General features: G+C 38.1%; 13 protein-coding genes. 12 read left to right on the forward strand and 1 reads right to left on the reverse strand.

The features are described from left to right. The first annotated feature begins 220 nt into the window (after nucleotides 1-220). The 8 genes from CIL05_RS03310 to CIL05_RS22555 all read left to right on the forward strand — a co-directional run bounded on the left by CIL05_RS03310 (nucleotide 221) and on the right by CIL05_RS22555 (nucleotide 8,512). The gene (locus CIL05_RS03310; RefSeq protein ID WP_095654093.1) at nucleotides 221-1,498 is read left to right on the forward strand and encodes an ABC transporter substrate-binding protein; all 1,278 of its coding nucleotides are present in this window, start codon (nucleotides 221-223) and stop codon (nucleotides 1,496-1,498) included. Between the two features lie 125 nt (nucleotides 1,499-1,623). Then, a complete protein-coding gene (locus tag CIL05_RS03315) occupies nucleotides 1,624-2,541 on the forward strand; it encodes a carbohydrate ABC transporter permease (protein ID WP_095654094.1) in 918 nt (305 codons plus the stop codon). A gap of 16 nt (nucleotides 2,542-2,557) precedes the next feature. Continuing rightward, on the forward strand, nucleotides 2,558-3,385 hold the full coding sequence (locus CIL05_RS03320; protein ID WP_095654095.1) for a carbohydrate ABC transporter permease: 828 nt from the start codon (nucleotides 2,558-2,560) through the stop codon (nucleotides 3,383-3,385). Nucleotides 3,386-3,397: 12 nt separating this feature from the next. After that, entirely contained in the window at nucleotides 3,398-4,885 is a 1,488-nt protein-coding gene (locus tag CIL05_RS03325; protein WP_240510095.1) for an arylsulfatase, read from the forward strand. 35 nt (nucleotides 4,886-4,920) lie between these two features. Next, nucleotides 4,921-5,547: a YesL family protein gene (locus CIL05_RS03330; protein ID WP_095654097.1), complete on the forward strand. Its 627-nt coding sequence runs from the start codon at nucleotides 4,921-4,923 to the stop codon at nucleotides 5,545-5,547. Between the two features lie 174 nt (nucleotides 5,548-5,721). Next, the gene (locus CIL05_RS03335; protein WP_095654098.1) at nucleotides 5,722-7,227 is read left to right on the forward strand and encodes a sulfatase family protein; all 1,506 of its coding nucleotides are present in this window, start codon (nucleotides 5,722-5,724) and stop codon (nucleotides 7,225-7,227) included. A 130-nt stretch (nucleotides 7,228-7,357) separates the two neighbouring features. Continuing rightward, on the forward strand, nucleotides 7,358-8,341 hold the full coding sequence (locus tag CIL05_RS03340) for an SGNH/GDSL hydrolase family protein (RefSeq protein WP_095654099.1): 984 nt from the start codon (nucleotides 7,358-7,360) through the stop codon (nucleotides 8,339-8,341). A gap of 57 nt (nucleotides 8,342-8,398) precedes the next feature. Next, nucleotides 8,399-8,512 carry a putative holin-like toxin gene (locus CIL05_RS22555; RefSeq protein WP_240510096.1) on the forward strand — a complete coding sequence of 38 codons (114 nt, stop codon included), beginning with the start codon at nucleotides 8,399-8,401 and terminating at the stop codon, nucleotides 8,510-8,512. Nucleotides 8,513-8,714: 202 nt separating this feature from the next. Here the strand turns inward: CIL05_RS22555 and yidA are convergent, their stop codons facing one another. Then, nucleotides 8,715-9,545: a sugar-phosphatase gene (gene yidA, locus CIL05_RS03345; protein ID WP_095654100.1), complete on the reverse strand. Its 831-nt coding sequence runs from the start codon at nucleotides 9,543-9,545 to the stop codon at nucleotides 8,715-8,717. Between the two features lie 332 nt (nucleotides 9,546-9,877). Here yidA and CIL05_RS03350 point away from each other — a divergent pair, with 332 nt between their 5' ends. From CIL05_RS03350 to CIL05_RS03365, 4 genes are all read left to right on the forward strand, one after another. Continuing rightward, the gene (locus CIL05_RS03350) at nucleotides 9,878-10,903 is read left to right on the forward strand and encodes a Wadjet anti-phage system protein JetD domain-containing protein (RefSeq protein WP_240510097.1); all 1,026 of its coding nucleotides are present in this window, start codon (nucleotides 9,878-9,880) and stop codon (nucleotides 10,901-10,903) included. 108 nt (nucleotides 10,904-11,011) lie between these two features. Next, nucleotides 11,012-12,523, forward strand: a complete 1,512-nt coding sequence (locus CIL05_RS03355; RefSeq protein ID WP_095654102.1) for a replicative DNA helicase — start codon at nucleotides 11,012-11,014, stop codon at nucleotides 12,521-12,523. Further along, nucleotides 12,510-13,250 carry a DUF6063 family protein gene (locus CIL05_RS03360; protein ID WP_095654103.1) on the forward strand — a complete coding sequence of 247 codons (741 nt, stop codon included), beginning with the start codon at nucleotides 12,510-12,512 and terminating at the stop codon, nucleotides 13,248-13,250. The genes CIL05_RS03355 and CIL05_RS03360 overlap by 14 nt, the downstream gene beginning before the upstream one ends. Further along, nucleotides 13,237-17,655, forward strand: a complete 4,419-nt coding sequence (locus CIL05_RS03365; protein WP_095654104.1) for a coiled-coil domain-containing protein — start codon at nucleotides 13,237-13,239, stop codon at nucleotides 17,653-17,655. The genes CIL05_RS03360 and CIL05_RS03365 overlap by 14 nt, the downstream gene beginning before the upstream one ends. Nucleotides 17,656-17,697 lie beyond the last annotated feature (42 nt).

Genomic DNA, 17,697 nt, shown 5'->3' on the forward strand with positions numbered 1-17,697 from the left:
CAAGAGGGGGACTTAGATGTTCTTAAATAAAGGGATTTAAATGCAGCCCAATTCCTTGTCGTTGAGTATAAAATGATTGGTGCATCACTGTTTTTTATAAAATTCACTTTAATTTTTATATTTGGTACGTAGTGGGATGCAGAGAGAAAGTTGTTGACTTATTAAAATAATTTATTGCAATTAGCCGATAAAATTCAAAAACAAAGAGGAGGAACATGTAATGAAATCTGTAAGAAATTTTACCTTATTACTGATAGCTGTGCTTGGACTATTTATAGTTACAGCATGTGGTGGATCAGATGGCGATAGCTCAAGTGAAGGCGAAAAAGATAAATTGACTTATGCGTATTATTCTTCAGATATCAATCAGGATCCGGCATTTGAAAAAGCGAAAGAAATCTTTGAAGAAAAATATCCGAATACAACATTGGAACGGCAGGTTATTCCAAATGAGAATTATTGGACCAAACTAAAGACCAGTGTGGGTGGCGGTTCCGGTCCAGACGTATTCTTGATGAATGGAGTTAACTTCGAACAATTCAGAACCCTGGGCTTAATCAAAAATATCCAGCCTTTTATAGACGAAAGCGGTTTTGATATGAATGTTTATCCTAAAGGTACGCGAGATCTTTATAAGGCTGATGATGAACTATATGGTATTCCATATAACGAGGGACTGCTTGCTCTTTACTATAACAAGGAAATGTTTGATGAAGCAGGAATTGACTATCCAGATGAGACATGGACATGGGAAGATGTTAAAGAAGCAGGAAAAAAGTTAACTGATGAAGAAAATGATATTTACGGAGTTACCTACCAACCATTCCTGGGTCAAGAAGGACTATACCCATTGATTAAGCAGGCAGGCGGAGAAGTAATCAGTGAGGATAAATCAAAATCAGGATTTGGAACAGCTGAAACCACTGCAGCTATTCAATTTATGCAGGACTTAATCGAAGAAAATATTATGCCTTCTGCGGAAGTTTTGCTTGAAACTGAACCGCAGCAATTATTCACATCAAGCCGTTCAGCAATGTTTCCTAGTGGTTCCTGGAATGTTAATCTGTTCAGTGAGTCCCTCGGAGATAAAGTTGGTGTTGCAGTATTGCCACATAATGAAGAGAGAGGATATTTAATGCATGGCTCAGCCTATGTAATTAATTCTGAAACTGACAATGAAGAAAAAGCATTTGAATTATTGAAAATCTTAGGCGGTACTGAAGTGCAGAAAGAAATGGCAGTGGGTGGAGCCAATGTACCGTCCCATGTAGATGCAGTTGATACATGGATGGATTCATTTGAAGGTATAGATTTGACTGCATTTAAAAAAGGTCTTGAACATACGGAGCCCTACCCTGTATCTCTAAAAACAGCAGAATGGCAGGAAGTGATGGATAGAGAGGTAACAAGGGCATTAATGATGGAAATAAGTGCAGAAGAAGCATCTAAAAATATAGAAGAGGGTATGAACAAAATACTGGAAAGTGAAGATAAATAATAGTTTCAGTTAAGTGATGACAAGAAATATGCAGTGTGCATATTTGATTGAAGTATGTACACTGCAATTAACAATAGCAAGAAAGCTTTCTTATCTGTACATATCTAAGAAATTGAGGTGATTTTATGAAAGCAGGATATAATAATCAAAAAAAACCCTTAAAATTGAATGATAAAAAAAGTGAAATAATATGGGGCTATATCCTTATTGCTCCCGCATTTGCTATTTTGCTGATCTTCCATATCCTGCCGGCATTATCTTCCTTCTGGTTTGCATTGACAGAATGGAATGGGATGACAGCACCAAGCTTTATTGGCTTGGAAAATTATATAAATATGTTTAAAGATGAGCAGTTTATGCAATCTGTTGTGAACACAACTATTTTCACAGCTGGTTCAGTGTCTCTATCTGTTATTGTGGCTGTGTTTTTTGCTGTCCAACTGAATAAAAAGATCCGGGCAAGAGCCTTTTACAGATCAGTATATTTTCTCCCATTTGTCATAATGCTGGTCGCAGTTGGTACTACATTTAGCTGGGTCTTTAATTCACAGTTTGGACTTGTCAATCAGATACTCGGTTTTTTTGGCTTGCCAACACCTTCCTGGATAACGAATCCGGAATTGCTGATGACAACCATGATCTTAGCGGATGTATGGCATAAACTGGGTTATAACCTGGTTATTTTACTTGCAGGTCTGCAATCGATTCCGAGAACCTTCTATGAGGCTGCCGATATTGATGGGGCGAACAGTTTCCAGAAGTTTTGGACGGTGACATTGCCGTTGCTTTCTCCAAGTCTTTTCTTTGTCATTATCATTTCATTAATAAATTCATTCAAAATGTTTGATTTAGTATTTATTATGACGGGTGGTAACCCAATATTATTAGAAGGTACATCGACAATGGTATACAACATTTATGAACAAGCATTCACATATTCCTATATGGGTTATGCATCTGCACAATCAATTCTGTTATTCTTTATCATCATGATTGCAACATTGATTCAATTTTATCTGCAGAAAAAATGGGTACATTATTAAGAAAGGGAGGAGAACAATGAAGAAAAAAATACAATGGAACAAGATAGCTGTGCACATTACATTGATCATTGGCGCATTGATTGTCATCCTTCCTTTTTACTGGATGGTAGTTACATCATTAAAAACGAATGCTGAAACCATGATGATCCCTCCGACATTAATACCGGAGAATTGGCAATTTAGCAATTATATTGATGTAATGAAGCAATTTGATTTTGGGACTGCCTACTTAAATACTGCTATTGTTACGGTGGCACGGACATTGGGGCAGCTGCTGTTCTGTTCGATGGCAGCCTTTGCGATTGCGACAATGCGTTTCCCTGGGAGGAACGTCATCTTTATCATGATGATTTCAGTCCTGATGTTTCCGCCTGAAATGTTTATGATTCCTGTCTATAATTTAATGAATACCATTAACTGGCTAGATACGTATTATGTGCTGACTGTGCCGATTATGGCAAGCGGATTTGGTATCTTTCTTCTACGGCAGTTCTTTATGTCCCTGCCAAGGGATTTATTTGAAGCAGCAAGAATGGATGGATGCTCTTATTTCAGAATCTATTGGAGCATCTATATGCCATTGACAATACCTGGTCTGGTTTCACTGGGAATTTTCGTGGCAGTTGCATCCTGGAATGACTTCCTGTGGCCATTGATCATGACCAGTTCACAGGACTTGCAGGTTGTTTCCATCGCGATCGCAAGCTTTGTCGGGGAACATAATACAAATTACGCACTAATGATGGCAGGATCAGTAATTTCTATATTGCCTTTAGTTTTATTGTACTTATTCCTGCAGCGTTACTTTATCGAAGGAATCGCGTTGACAGGTGTGAAAGGTTAATCGAAAGGAGAAATGATGGTGGAACAAATGAATGTTATGTTAATCATGACAGACCAGCAAAGATGGGATGCGCTGGGCTGTTATGGCAATGATGTAATCGAAACACCAAATCTGGATTACTTGGCTTCTCGGGGAACTGTTTTTGAAAATGCTTATACACCTAGCCCCTCCTGCGTTCCAGCCAGGGCTTCCCTATTAACCGGGATGGATCCATGGAGTACAGGGATACTTGGTATGGGAAGTGCACAAGGTCCGATGGGTATTGGCTTCGACAATACATTGCCTGGTGAATTGGCTGAAGCAGGCTATCACACACAGGGGATTGGAAAAATGCATTTTTATCCGCAGCAGGCTTTAAATGGATATCATAACACAGTTCTTGATGAATCTGGCAGGGAATATGATCCTGGTTTCAAGTCGGATTATAAACAATGGTTCGAAAAAAATAAAAGTGGTGATTATGGTATTACCGATCATGGAATCGGCTGGAATTCGTGGATGGCTCGGCCTTATCATGCACCCGAATTTCTTCATCCAAGCAACTGGACAATAAATGAATCGATTGATTTTCTGGAGCAGCGCCGGGATCCAAGCAAGCCGTTTTTCCTGAAAACATCTTTTGCAAGGCCACATTCGCCATATGATGCACCAGAGTTTTATTTTAATTTGTATTTAAATGATCCTGAAATCCCTAAAGCAGAGATTGGTGAATGGGCACATATTCATGATGTAGAAGTGGACGCAAAGGCACCGGATGCCTGGAGAGGTGTCCGAAGCAAGAAAGAGATACATCGTGCTAGGGCTGGATATTATGGTTCTATTCATCATATCGATCAGCAGATTGGCAGACTAATAAACTATCTGCAGCTAAATGGTCTCTTTGATAATACGATGATCGTATTTCTATCAGATCATGGAGATATGCTAGGCGATCATAATTTATGGCGAAAAACATATGCCTATGAAGGTTCTGCTCATATACCATTATTGATCAAAATGCCAGATGCTTTTGGAACAGTCAAAGGGTTTGTCGAGGAACCTGTTCTGATTCAGGACATCATGCCAACCATACTTGAAGCGATGTCGCTGGATGTGCCGGAAAGTGTTGATGGAACAAGTCTCCTTCCTTTAATAAGAGGTGAAGACGCAGCTTGGCGCGAATATTTGCATGGTGAGCATAGCACTTGTTATGCAGAAGAACAGGAAATGCAGTATCTGACAGATGGGAAATTCAAGTATATCTGGTTTCCGCGCACTGGAATGGAACAGCTTTTTCATCTTACAGAGGATCCATATGAAAATAAGGAGTTATCTGGAGAGGAAGCATATCAGGATACACTTCTAAAATGGCGTACAAGAATGGTGGAAGTTCTTGAAAAGCGGGATGCCGGTCTGACGGAAAAAGGGCAGCTTATATGCCAAAAAGATAAACCTTTTTTAACGTCACCACATTATAACGAACGATTGGAAAAAGTAACCTTATACAGAAACAAAAAGTAATCAGAATTACCAATTAATAAAGGTGGCTGAACGATATGATTATCGAAGGCTGGGCAGGAATTGTCTATCGAATTACTGAAAAGATAATGAAAATCGCTTATTTAAACTTGCTCTGGTTCCTGTTTTTATTCCCAGGTCTTGTTTTGTTAGGCCTTTTTCCTTCAACAATCGCTTTGTTCACGACAGTCAGAAAAATGATTTTAGAACCAGATGTCAAGATATTTCCATTATTCTGGAGTACCTATAAATCTGAATTCATAAAAGGGAACTTGATTGGCTATATTCTTCTGATGATAGGTATTGTCATTGCACTTGATGTAAGGTTCATGAGCTATCAGACAAGTCCACTGTTTGTAGTGTTATTCTATGTTTTGGCAGCTTTTATGCTCATTTACCTTATTCTTTTGATTAATTTCTTTCCAGTATACGTTCATTATGATTTGAACATGTTTAAACAATTGAAGCAATCTTTATTTATTGGCATACTGCGGCCATTGGCTTCTGTAATCATGGCAGTTTCTTTACTGGCAATCTGGGTAATTATGTATTTTTCTCCAGGTTTGATTGTCTTTTTTGGGGCAAGTGGTTCAGCATATATTTTAATGTTTATAGCAACCCGGAATTTTGTAGCACTTGAACAAAAGGTGAGTAAAGGCACTTAATATAAAAACATGCTCTTACACGGATTGAAACAGTTTACTGAATGAGTTCAGAAATCAGATAAGAATAGATTAGGATTTCATGGAGCAGGGGGGAATCGTTTTGCTTAAATAATAGCTGCGATTTTCTGAAATACCGCGAACAGACAAATAGTTTTTAAGGAAAGTGATATTTAAATGAAACCGAATATTTTATTGATTACAAGCGACCAGCAGCATTGGGATACTATAGGTGCATTCAATGATGAAATCTCTACCCCAAATATTGACCGATTGGTAAAAGAAGGAACTACATTCAAAAGAGCATATTGTCCAAATCCCACTTGTACACCAACAAGGGCCTCCATTATTACAGGGATGTACCCGAGCCAACATGGGGCATGGACGCTGGGAACCAAGCTTTCAGAAGATATCCGAACAGTGGGTGACGAAATGCAGGAAACGGGATATAGAACCGCTTTGATAGGAAAGGCACATTTTCAGCCAACTGCGTCTACGGATGAATATGAATCAATTGAATCGATGCCATTGCTGCAGGATCAGGAATACTGGAAAAAGTTTACCGGACCATATTACGGCTTTGAACGTGTGGAAATGCTTAGGAATCATGCACATGAACACCTTGTTGGCCAGCATTACGTGAATTGGCTGGAGGAAAAAAAATGCACGAACTGGCGTGATTATTTTGCAGCTCCAACTGGAAAAATGACATATGAGGATAAATATAAATGGAAGCTGCCTGAAAAATACCATTACAATTCATGGATTGCTGAGCGGACCAACTCACTAATGGAAACCTATCAGCAAAATGGAGAACCATTTTTCATATGGGCAAGTTTTCCAGATCCCCACCCGCCATACCTGGTTTCTGAACCATGGGATGAGATGTATGATCCAGAAAGGCTGAAGTATCTTGAAGGCGAAAGAGGAGAGCATGAACATAATCCTGAGCACTTTCAGTTGACACAGGATGAGGATCCGGATTTTTCTAAATATAAAGAATCGGGATATGCAGTTCATGGCCTGCACTCACATAAACTAGATGTGGCTAAGATCAGGAAAAATAAAGCCGTCTATTATGGAATGATCAGTTTCATGGATAAGTATGTTGGTAGAATACTGGACCAGCTGGAAAAGATTGGAATAGCAGAAAATACGATAGTGATCTTCACATCGGACCATGGTCATTTGTTCGGGCAGCATGACATGCATTATAAAGGGCCGTTCCATTATGAGGACTTGCTGAAGGTTCCATTTGTTATTAGATATCCAGGGGAGGTTCCGGCAGGATCATCTTCTGATGCGATGCAATCACTTGTTGACCTGGCACCGACTTTATTAGAGCTGATCGGGGAAGAGATACCTGACAGAATGACTGGTGAAAGTCAGACAAAAGTATGGCTTAATCAGGTAGAAAGTGCAAGGGATCACGTGATTTGTGAGAATCATCATGAGCCTTCAAGTGTTCATTTAAAAACATATGTGAACGAGAGATATAAAATTACCGTTTACTATAATCAGATATATGGAGAACTGTTTGACCTGAAAAAGGATCCGGGAGAATATTATAATTTGTGGAATGTTCAGGAGTACGCAGAACTCAAACAGGAACTGCTTTTAAAATTAGTTTGGGCAGAATTGGGAAAAGAGCCGATGTGGATGCCGCGGATCAGTGGGGCATAGCATGCATGAGCTGATTTAGTGAGCGGCTCTCTTTTTTGAGTTAAAACTTGTATTCTCGATCGAAATACTTAGTAATGGTTATGTTTCAGATTAAATTCCTAGGATTTTCAAAATAAAATGGGGGAAAAGCATGGAAATAAATGATTTGTTAAATCGGAATTATTTTAAGGGATGCTTGGATGAAGTAAAGACGGAAAGAGGAATTATGCCAGTACGATTTACAGAGCAGCAATTTACGGAGTTTGAAAAAGTGGATTTTTATCATCCAAGGATTCGCTGTTTAGCCGGGGTTACCTTGGAATGCAATACTTCTTCTGAGTTTATCAAATTTATTTTCATTGTAAATGGCCGTATACGTGATTGGTTTAATTTTGATATTTACCTCAATGGTTCATTTTTTAAAAGCATGAAATACGATCCGATCATTGGAGAAGAACATGAATTTTTCTTAGAAATGCCTGCAGAAGCTGGAAAGTTGAAAAATGTTAAAGTTTATTTCCCGCAAAACCTTGAAATGGTTATAAACCAATTTGAAGTTTCAGACCAGGCTATATGCAATCCAGTAGAAAGTTCCCTCAGAAGTCTTCTGTGCTATGGTGATTCGATAACACAAGGAATGGATGCATTGCACCCATCGTTAACATATCCTGCTATTCTTGCGCGGTCTCTTGGAATGAATTTATTAAATCAAGGTGTAGGAAGGCATTTGTTTGATGCAAAAGTTCTTGATGATGCTTTGCCATACAAACCTGACGTGATAACAGTTGCTTATGGAACGAATGACTGGGGCAGGTGCGGCAATATAGAACAGCTTCGTAAAAATTGTGATGAATTTTACAAAAATCTGTCAAGTTATTTCCCTGAAGCACAGATCTTTGCGCTTACGCCTTTGTGGCGAAAGAATTGGAAAGAAATGAAAGCAACTGGTTCGTTTCAGGATGTAGCGGAAGTTATTAAAGACGTTTGCAGTAATTTTCAGGGAATAACAGTTATTGACGGTCTGGATCTTATACCACATCAGCTGCATTACTTTAATGATGGAGTACATCCAAATGATGAAGGTTTTTCGAAGATGGCTGAAAATCTTAGTGAAAGAATATTAAAAGCGGATTGATAACGGCAAAGCTAAAATGGAGCGGTTGGCACTCCCTGCAAGAAAAGGGTGTTTCATATGGTGACTTACGAAGCAATGAACATGCTATTTCAATTTGGCATTTTGTTAGTTACAACATTAACAGCAGTTGTAACTATTATCGCTGTTGTCACCAACAGAAAAAAGAAGTAATCGCCCACCGCTCCGATCAAAGTGTTGGGTAATTACTTCTTTTTAAGGAACATCAGATTCACTTGGTCAGCCGCTCATCATGCGGCATGTATGTTGCCAGGCCGAGTGTTAACATCACTCGGTCATTTTTATTATACGGATATCTTAATGTAAGTATACCTTTATTTGAAGTTAATTTCAAGAAAGTAATATGACATGCGTACTATCTCCCACTAACCCTCAAAGGCTCTAAAACAAGTTCCTCAATCGCATACGCCACGCCGCCTTCATTATTACTTCGGGTTTGGAAATCAGCAGCTGCTTTGATTTCCGGAATGGCGTTACTCATTGCCACGCCACATCCTGCGTACTTGATCATGGATAAATCATTTCCATTATCACCAATACTCATTACTTCCTCTTGCTTAATCCCAAGATGCTCTGCCAGCATTTTCACTGCGTTTCCTTTGCTCGCATCAGGATGAACAAATTCGAGGAAATATGGTGAACTTTGCACAATTGTGTACTGTTTATTTAGGTTCTCCGGAAGTGCTTGAACTGTTTGGTTTAAGTTGACAGGCTCATCAATAAACATGATTTTGGGTATTGATTGATTTGTTGGTACATCAACCACCTGGCGATAGCTTAATGGAATTTTATTTAAATAAGATTCTAATACCGTATATTCACTAATATCGGCGTTCGGTGTATAAAGGCCGTCCACATCAAAGAAATGCATTGGCGTTTTCAATTCGATACTAAGATCGTACAGTTTTACTAAATCATCATGTCCAAGTGATAATTCAGCCACGACCTCATTTGTGTTTGTGTTTTGCACAAATGCACCGTTATATGCAATGACATAATCGCCATCTTCATCTAGGTTAAGGGCCTCAATGTAGCTCCGCATGCCACCAATCGGGCGCCCGGAACAGAGGACAATTTTAATTCCCTGCCGTTTCGCTTCTTCTAACGTATTTTTCACATCTTCAGGTACTTCATGACGGTCGTTCAAAAGCGTTCCGTCCATGTCAATCGCAATTAATTTATACAAATTTCATTCTCCATTCTTCTGTCTGATAAGTCTATTATACGACAATAAGGGTTATTTGGCATGTGATGATGACTACATTTCATTTCCTAGTTATTTAATAGAATTTTTTCGGTTAATGCTAGGACATAATAGCATCTACCTAAAGTGGATAGGCGGTTTTGCACTCCCTGTAAGAAAAGGGGGGTCCATATAGTGACTTAAGGAGCAATGAACATGCTATTTGTGGAGATGGAATTTATTCTATTTTTGAAATCGAAGGATTTTAAAAAAATGGTTTTTTATTCATCTCTGTCCACATTTATTGTATACTATTAATATAGTATGAGGTGATTATGATGAATGAAGAATTCGAACAAAATCTATTAACATTCAAACGGAAAACTATTACAATCGATGAGCTGGAAAAACTTATCCCAGCGACCATAACTTATGAGGAATTTTCCGCACTAATACTACAACTCGAACAGGAATATGTCCTCCAAATAATCAAATCGAAAGGACGTAACCAGCGTACACCTTCCCTCGCGTATCACTACAGAATAAATAAACATCAATTGAATCGTGCCTACCACCAACAACTACAAGCTTATCGTTTAAAATTTAATGATGCGATTGATCTAGATGCTTATTTTCATCTGAATCATACAACATGGGTGGCAGATCTGCCATATTTGGAAAAGGTCAATACATATATTGAGAAAAATGGATTTCCAATAGAAAATATCCCAGCACCTGAACGAAGTTATGAACTCGTTTATGATGAAAAATGGATCGAACAAAAGGGGAGCGAAGTTTTAAAGCGTATAAACCTCTGGAATACGATGAAGATTTTACCTGTCTCAGATCCGCTTATGCTTGCAATTAATCCAAATACAATAACTGAGGAAAACCATCTCCATATTATTGTTGAAAATAAAACGACATACCAGGCACTTCTCCCTGTACTTCCAAGCTCGTCATTTTCGACATTAATTTACGGATCAGGAAATAAAATACCAAAAAGTATTGAAAATTTCTCAAATCAATATCCAGTCGAAGGTAATCATCGCTTTTTCTACTTTGGAGATATTGATCAATCAGGAATTACCATTTGGCATTCGTTACATCGTCGTGAACCTGCAACGCCCGCACTCCCATTTTACCAGGCCTGTTTACATAAAACCGGAGCACACGGAAAAACGAATCAGCGTCCGAACGATAAAGCGCTCACAGCATTTCTCGATCACTTTCCAAAAAAGCAACGGCATATAATTCTCGATTTACTCGACAGAGGAGCATATTACCCGCAAGAAGTGCTCAAGACAAAAGAGCTTCAGACAATTTGTCTCGAGACAGACTGGAGACATGTGAAGGCATGAAAAAATGTCTTCAAGCAGCCTGGAAATGATGTGCTTTTTATTTCAATTATAAAACCAAATTCAACATATAACGACCAATAATAATCAACAGGAGGTGCATAACTCAACATGGAATCCATTAACTTAGAAGATTTAACCAGTGGGTATAAGGACAGGATGAGACGGCTTGCACTTCTCGATCCACTCGTTGAACTGGAAAGAAAGCGCTTGACGGATGGAGGTGGAAAGCTGATTGACATGCGTGGAATTGGGATGCTCACACTGCTATTCTTTTTTGAACGCAGACTTACTAGAAAATACAAAACTGGTGTCATTCATCTCACTAAGTTTCTCCAAGAAATTACCCGTGATACATACAAAATTGAACGTCCTGCGATGGAGAGAATTGCCCGTACGATGATTACAACTTTTCGCCCGTCAACAGGAAAAAAACGGCAGTTTACCTTCTTTAATTGGGAAACGAAACAAGAAGGCAAAATAGAATATTCGATTTTAAAAGATAATGATTTTGATGCAAAAACACAAACCCAGTACTACGCATTAGATGAAGATGGACTTGAACTACTTTTCGCAACAAAGGAATTTTATAGTGAATTTCAAATTTCCATCAATCAATTGCTGCTCAAACAACAAATAAAAAAAGGTGAATTTCATGGTGCACTCAGGCAGATTCGGGAAATGGAACTTGATGTAGACACATTACGAGAAAATATGGAGAAAATGAAGCTCGAAATCTTACGAAGTATTGTCTCGGAAGAAACATTCGAACGATATAAAAAGTTACTGGCAGACACGTATCTAAGATTTGAACGGGAAGATGAAGAATTTAAAGCGTTAAATCAATTCATAAAAGAAACACGTGATACCCTGTACACGAAAGATATAAAACAGAAAGAACAAACATCGTATCAGTTAATTATTAAAATTGCCAAAGAACTAGAATCTGTCCATTATGAACATGCGAGATTACTGGAATTGACAGCAGAACTGCAGAGGACAGCTCTTGCAACGGCGCAAGAATCACTCTATTACACAGGAATCCAGTCATTCAACTTCGACCAAGATATTGTTTCAATGATTTTGTCAAAGCCGCTCCCTCCAGGTAAAATGAAAGGGATCATTCATCCGTTTCTAAGGGTTGAAGAAAACAGAATGTGGTCACCGCTTTCCGTGTTTGCTGAACAGAATATAGTCGAGGAACGCCCCGAACGAGAAGCAGAAACGTTTGCAGAAATTAGTGAAGACAATGAAGAAGCGACGTATCGTAAATGGATTGCTGTAAAATATGCTGAACTTATGAAGAAATTTATCTACTCCTATGAAAATAATCAAGCAAATACATTGAAACAGTGGATGGATCTTTTGGAAAAAACAGATCCCGAAATACTAAAAATGCGTTATTTTTATAGTTTTTGGCTGATGATGCATCAATATTCACCGTTAACCTATAGCGAGCTTGAAGAACATGACGGTCAAACAATTTTAAAAAATGCACTCCACCAAATTGGCAGTAAACAAATTATTATTGAAGAAACAGCCGAAATTTTAGACTATGACCCAAAGTATTCTATTCAAAATATGAAAATTACATTAGAGGAGCATATCAATGAATTATCCTGAGGAAAAAGTGATGCAAGCTTTTTCTAAATATACGATACTTGCCCGTGATGGTGTAGCAGATAAAGAAGTGGTACAACTTTATACAGCAGATGATGATATTCGTAGTTTACTGGATCGTTTTGCAAATGAAGTAAATTGTGTCCTTATTCGAACGACTGATAATCTGTACATGGTTCCGGAAACAAGACTTAGTCCTTTTCACGTTAGCAATGACTGGATAAAACGTAATTATCTACGGTCTGACGCTGTTAATGCCGATATCTATTTGCTGTATTTTGCAACAATCGTTTTATTTGGTTCCTTTTTTGATCGCTATAACAGTCAGGAACAGACATTACAATTTATAACGCTCGCTGATTGGGTGACAGCAATGAATGAACGTATTCATCATTTACAGTCTCATGATGAGGAAGTATTAGTCGACCTTGAGAAAGAATTCTCTTACAATTGGCGTGCGATAATTGATAAATGGGAAGATATGGATGACATAAAGGAAACAGCTAAACGCCAATCAGGAAATACAATAAGCAGGTTAAGCTTCATCGATACTGCGAAACGATTTTTAATCATGGAAGGACTCTTAAAGGAAATTGGAAACCATGAAGTGACAATTACGGAAAAGGCGAAAATAATTATTCAACGATTTTTCATGGATGCAAGCTATAACAATAATATCTTTGAATTTATTTATGCGGAAGAGGAAGGTGAGCAGAATGCCAGCGATTAGTAAAATCCGCCTAACAAATATCGTTTATGAAGGGGGAGAAAAGCGCTTCAATGATGAAACATTTTTGCTTGATGGGAATAATGGGGCAATCTTATTGGAAAATGGCGGTGGGAAAACCGTCTTTATCCATACATTATTACAAGCTATTTTACCACATACTCCCCTAGGGGACAGAAAAATTAAAGAAACATTGCAACTTGAAAATGCTCCAGCCCATATCGGAATCGAATGGATCATAAATGAACGCCCACGCCGGTATATGACTACAGCTGTCTCTCTCTTTTTATATAATAATAAGCTCGATTCCTACAGATATGTGTTTGAATATGAAGCGAATAACCCCAACAGTCTAGAGCAAATGCCGTTTGTTAAAGACACGACTGATGGCAACAAACGCCCTGCTTATAAAGAGGAAGTTGTTGAATATTATAGTGCTATGAAAAGTAAAACCCATAATGCACGCACATTTGACACGATTGGGACTTTTAATACTTACATTGAGGAGCAATATCAGATCATTACGAATGAATGGGAAAGTATCGTGAAAATAAACCGTGATGAAGGTGGGATTGAGAAGTTTTTTGAAAATTGCCGGACGACGACAGATTTATATGACCGTCTTCTGATCCCGACAGTAGAAGATTCAATAGCAGGACATGAACAAGGGATGTTTGCCGACATGTTTGAAAAACAGCGGGAAGGATTTCAAACATACCGGAATTTACAAAAGAGCATGAAAGAGCATAAAGCGATTCAAACTGAACTTGAAAAGTATGTTGCTGAATTTGAGGAGTTTTCCAATAAACAAATAGTATATGAAACCACAAAACAACGTGCAAAAGGGTTAGCGCAGGAGATTAATAATCAGCGATCCGAAATGGACAAAGCGTATGCTGAAAACGAGATGGATTGGAAGCGATGGCGTGATGAGGATCTTGAGTACAATATAAAAACAGCCTCTTATGAAATTTCACAAGAACAAGAGAAAGCACGTACACTGGAAGCAGAGCATATGAAAAAGCTAGCCGCTTATGAGGAGGAAACTGAACATTTACGTGAAAACCAGCGATTATCTAATTCATTAGAACATGCCAAATATAAACAGGAACTACAATCATATGAACAATTACTAGCCCAGTACAAAGCTGAACTGGAACAACATGATCAACAAGGCGAGGTGCTTGACTATGAAACAGAATTAGAAATTGAAAATGCAAAATTACATGGTTACTTTAGCAGTATGCTTGAACAAATTGAGGGAGTAATCGAACAACTTGAAACCGAGCGACGACCAACAATAGAAGCAATCGAAGAACTTAACATAAGTGCAGCTAAGCAATCTAAACAGCTTGAGGAAGTGAAGCAAGAAGACAACCATACACAGGGCCAACTGTCGACAAAACAGGATCAACTTGAAAAGTTAAAGCAACAAATTTTAGCAAATCCTGATCAAGAAAGTGTGCAAGCTGAATATGAAAATTGGAACGAACGCCACCAATGGTTAGATGAAGAAATTATCCGTTTAAAGCAATTTAAAAAAGCATCCGAGCAAAAAGTAACGGAACTTGATCAACAGCGTGAAGCACTTAATGAACAACTGAATGATAAGAAAATGAGTCTGCGGGATAAAAAGTATGATGAACAAACGATGCAGAAAGCACATGATGCGTTAATCGACAAGTTAGGTGAAATAAGACCAAGCTGGAAGGCAATCACCAATCTTCATTTAAAAGAAAATAGTGTATATAGCCCGCTCATTGATTTGCAGGGTAAATTAACACGTGAAAGAGAAGACATTATGTACAAAGAGCGTCTTGCACGTTATTTTGTTGATAACTATGATGAGCAAAAGACTTTCTTTACAGATACCTTTTTAGCAGAGAAGTTAGCTGAATGGCAAAATCAATTTTACGTTGTAACAGGGCCAGAGTTTTTTGCAGATCTAAATGATGATCAAAAGACTGCATTTGCAGAGTATCCTTTATGGCCGCTCACACTCATTTCGACAGAAGCAGATCAGGAAAAAGTGATTACAAAATTAACTGAAATAAAAGCACGCCTTCAATATCCAATTTCCGTACTAACATTAGAAGAGGTAAAGCGAATTGGAATTGGAAATAGCTCGGTTAAAGAGAAGTGGGTTGCACCAACACATTGGCAGACAAATTTAGATGAAGAATATTTTATGACATGGAAAAAGGATGTCCGTAAAGTTGCGGAAGAGCTAACTGCATTAAGAGAACAAAAGGAAGCAGAACTGAACAACTGCCAAGCAATTATTGGTGAATTCGAAAGTTTTTTTCATACATATCCAGTTTCGTTCAAGGAACTGTTAATGGAGAACATCCGCAACATAGAAGCAGAAATAGAATCAAATGGGCGAGAAATTAATAAATTGCGAATCTTATTAAATCAAGTCAAGGATGAAATAAAAGTATCAGAAACACATGTAAATAAGTATACCGATGAAAAAGATGGATTAGGAAGACGACTGGAAAAGGCAGTAGAACTTTTCCAAGTAGAAAGAGAAATAACAGAATTAAAGGAAGCACTTCGACGAACCAGAGAAAAGATTGCTCAGCTTGAAAAAGAAGAACGTCAATTAAAACGTGAACTTTCCAGCTATGAAGCTGATAAGCGAACAATAAATGAGCTGATTTCAGGAAATCAGGATGAAATTCGGATTACGAAAGCAGATAGTGTATATAACGAAGTGAAGGGTTTTCAGCCACAATATACTGATGACGCAAAATCAGTCATCATGGAACGAAGGAAATCACTCCAGTTAAAAATACACGGCATTCAGCAATCGTATGGGGAGATTGTCGAGAAACATAAGCAAACTGAAAAAGATATTGTCAGAGTGAAAGCGGAGATAAAAGACATTTTAAATGAGCATGAAGAGATAGATGCAGGAATGGTATTTCCAGCAGATGGAAAAAGGCTTCTGGAGCGAATCCGTACCAATGTAAAAACGGGGGAAGCAAAAACAAAAGAACTCTCCGAAATTTTAACGAAAGCGAAAGAATCAGTTGCTGGCCAAAATTCACGTGTCGATACGAAGCTTGAACAGTTCCAGGTTACATTTTCAAATATACCCTTATTTAAATTCGACATGGAGCTTGAAACAATCGCAGCCTATTTAGAAAAGACGCAGCAAAATTTAATGGAGCGGAAAATATACTTACAAGCAGAGAAAGAACGAATTGAAAAACAGCTCAGTAACATTGAAAAAGCACATCATAATTTAGACCGTTTTGCTGAAGCGCACCATTTTAATCGTACAAACATAACTGCTTTTGCTTTAACAGCAAAGGAAATTACTGAATTTTCGTATGAGCGGTTGAAATTTGTAACAGAAATTACGAACGTGCTGCGAAGCGCAAATGAGACGTTGGAGGTAGCAAAGGATAAAATTGATAGAGCAAAAGGTCATTTCAGAAGGTTCTGCCGTGACAACATTACAGAAAGGAAACTTCGTGAAATGGCAACTGAAGGCATAGAAATCAAAAAGACGTTGGAAGACGTGTTGGGATTCCAGCAAAATATGCTCACTACCGTTGAACGTGCGGATCAATATGCACGCAATTATATTAGCGAAAAAGATAAAGAGGTCCAAGCATTTATTAATAGTATTCATAATCATCTATTGAATGTGACAGAACAACTCCGTGTCATTCCGAAAAAAACGAAAGTGAAAATCGGTGAAAAATGGAGGGAGATCTTCCAATTTTCGATTCCTGAGTGGGTGGAAGAAGACGGGAAAAGTCGTATTCGTGATCATATGGACTGGATCTTAGAACAGCTTGAATCTGATCATTTTAAAAATGACCAAGGTATAGAGGATAACGGGAAAGTGCGTAAAGAAGTTGAAACATGGCTTCATACAAAGCAGTTACTTCAAGTCGTCATGGATCACAAAGGGATGAAAGTGGCGTGCAGAAAAGTCACGAATGATAACCAAGTGACACAGAAGCTTACCTCCTGGGAACAGAGCAATAAATGGTCAGGCGGGGAAAAATGGAGTAAAAATATGACATTGTTTCTCGGTATATTAAATTTCGTCGCTGAGAAAAAACAGCATATTGAAACGAAAATGAAGCGGCATCGTGCTGTTATTTTAGATAACCCATTTGGAAAAGCATCGAGTGATCATGTATTAAGTCCAGTATTTTTTGTAGCAGAACAACTTGGCTTTCAAATTATCGCGTTAACTGCTCATGCAGATGGAAAGTATTTACAAGATTATTTTCCGATTATTTATAGTTTGAAATTAAGAGCTACGGCAAATAAAACAAAGCAAATTATGACAAAAGAAAAATCACTCCATCATGCGTACTTCCAAGATCATGAACCAGAGGAAATGAAGCGGTTGGAAGAGCGGGAGCAGTTGGAATTATTTTAAAATTATATATGCACTAAAATATGTAGTTTATTATCAAACCTG

The organism is Virgibacillus profundi (assembly GCF_002287375.1).
In the GTDB taxonomy this organism is placed as follows: Bacteria; Bacillota; Bacilli; order Bacillales; family Amphibacillaceae; genus Virgibacillus_K; species Virgibacillus_K profundi.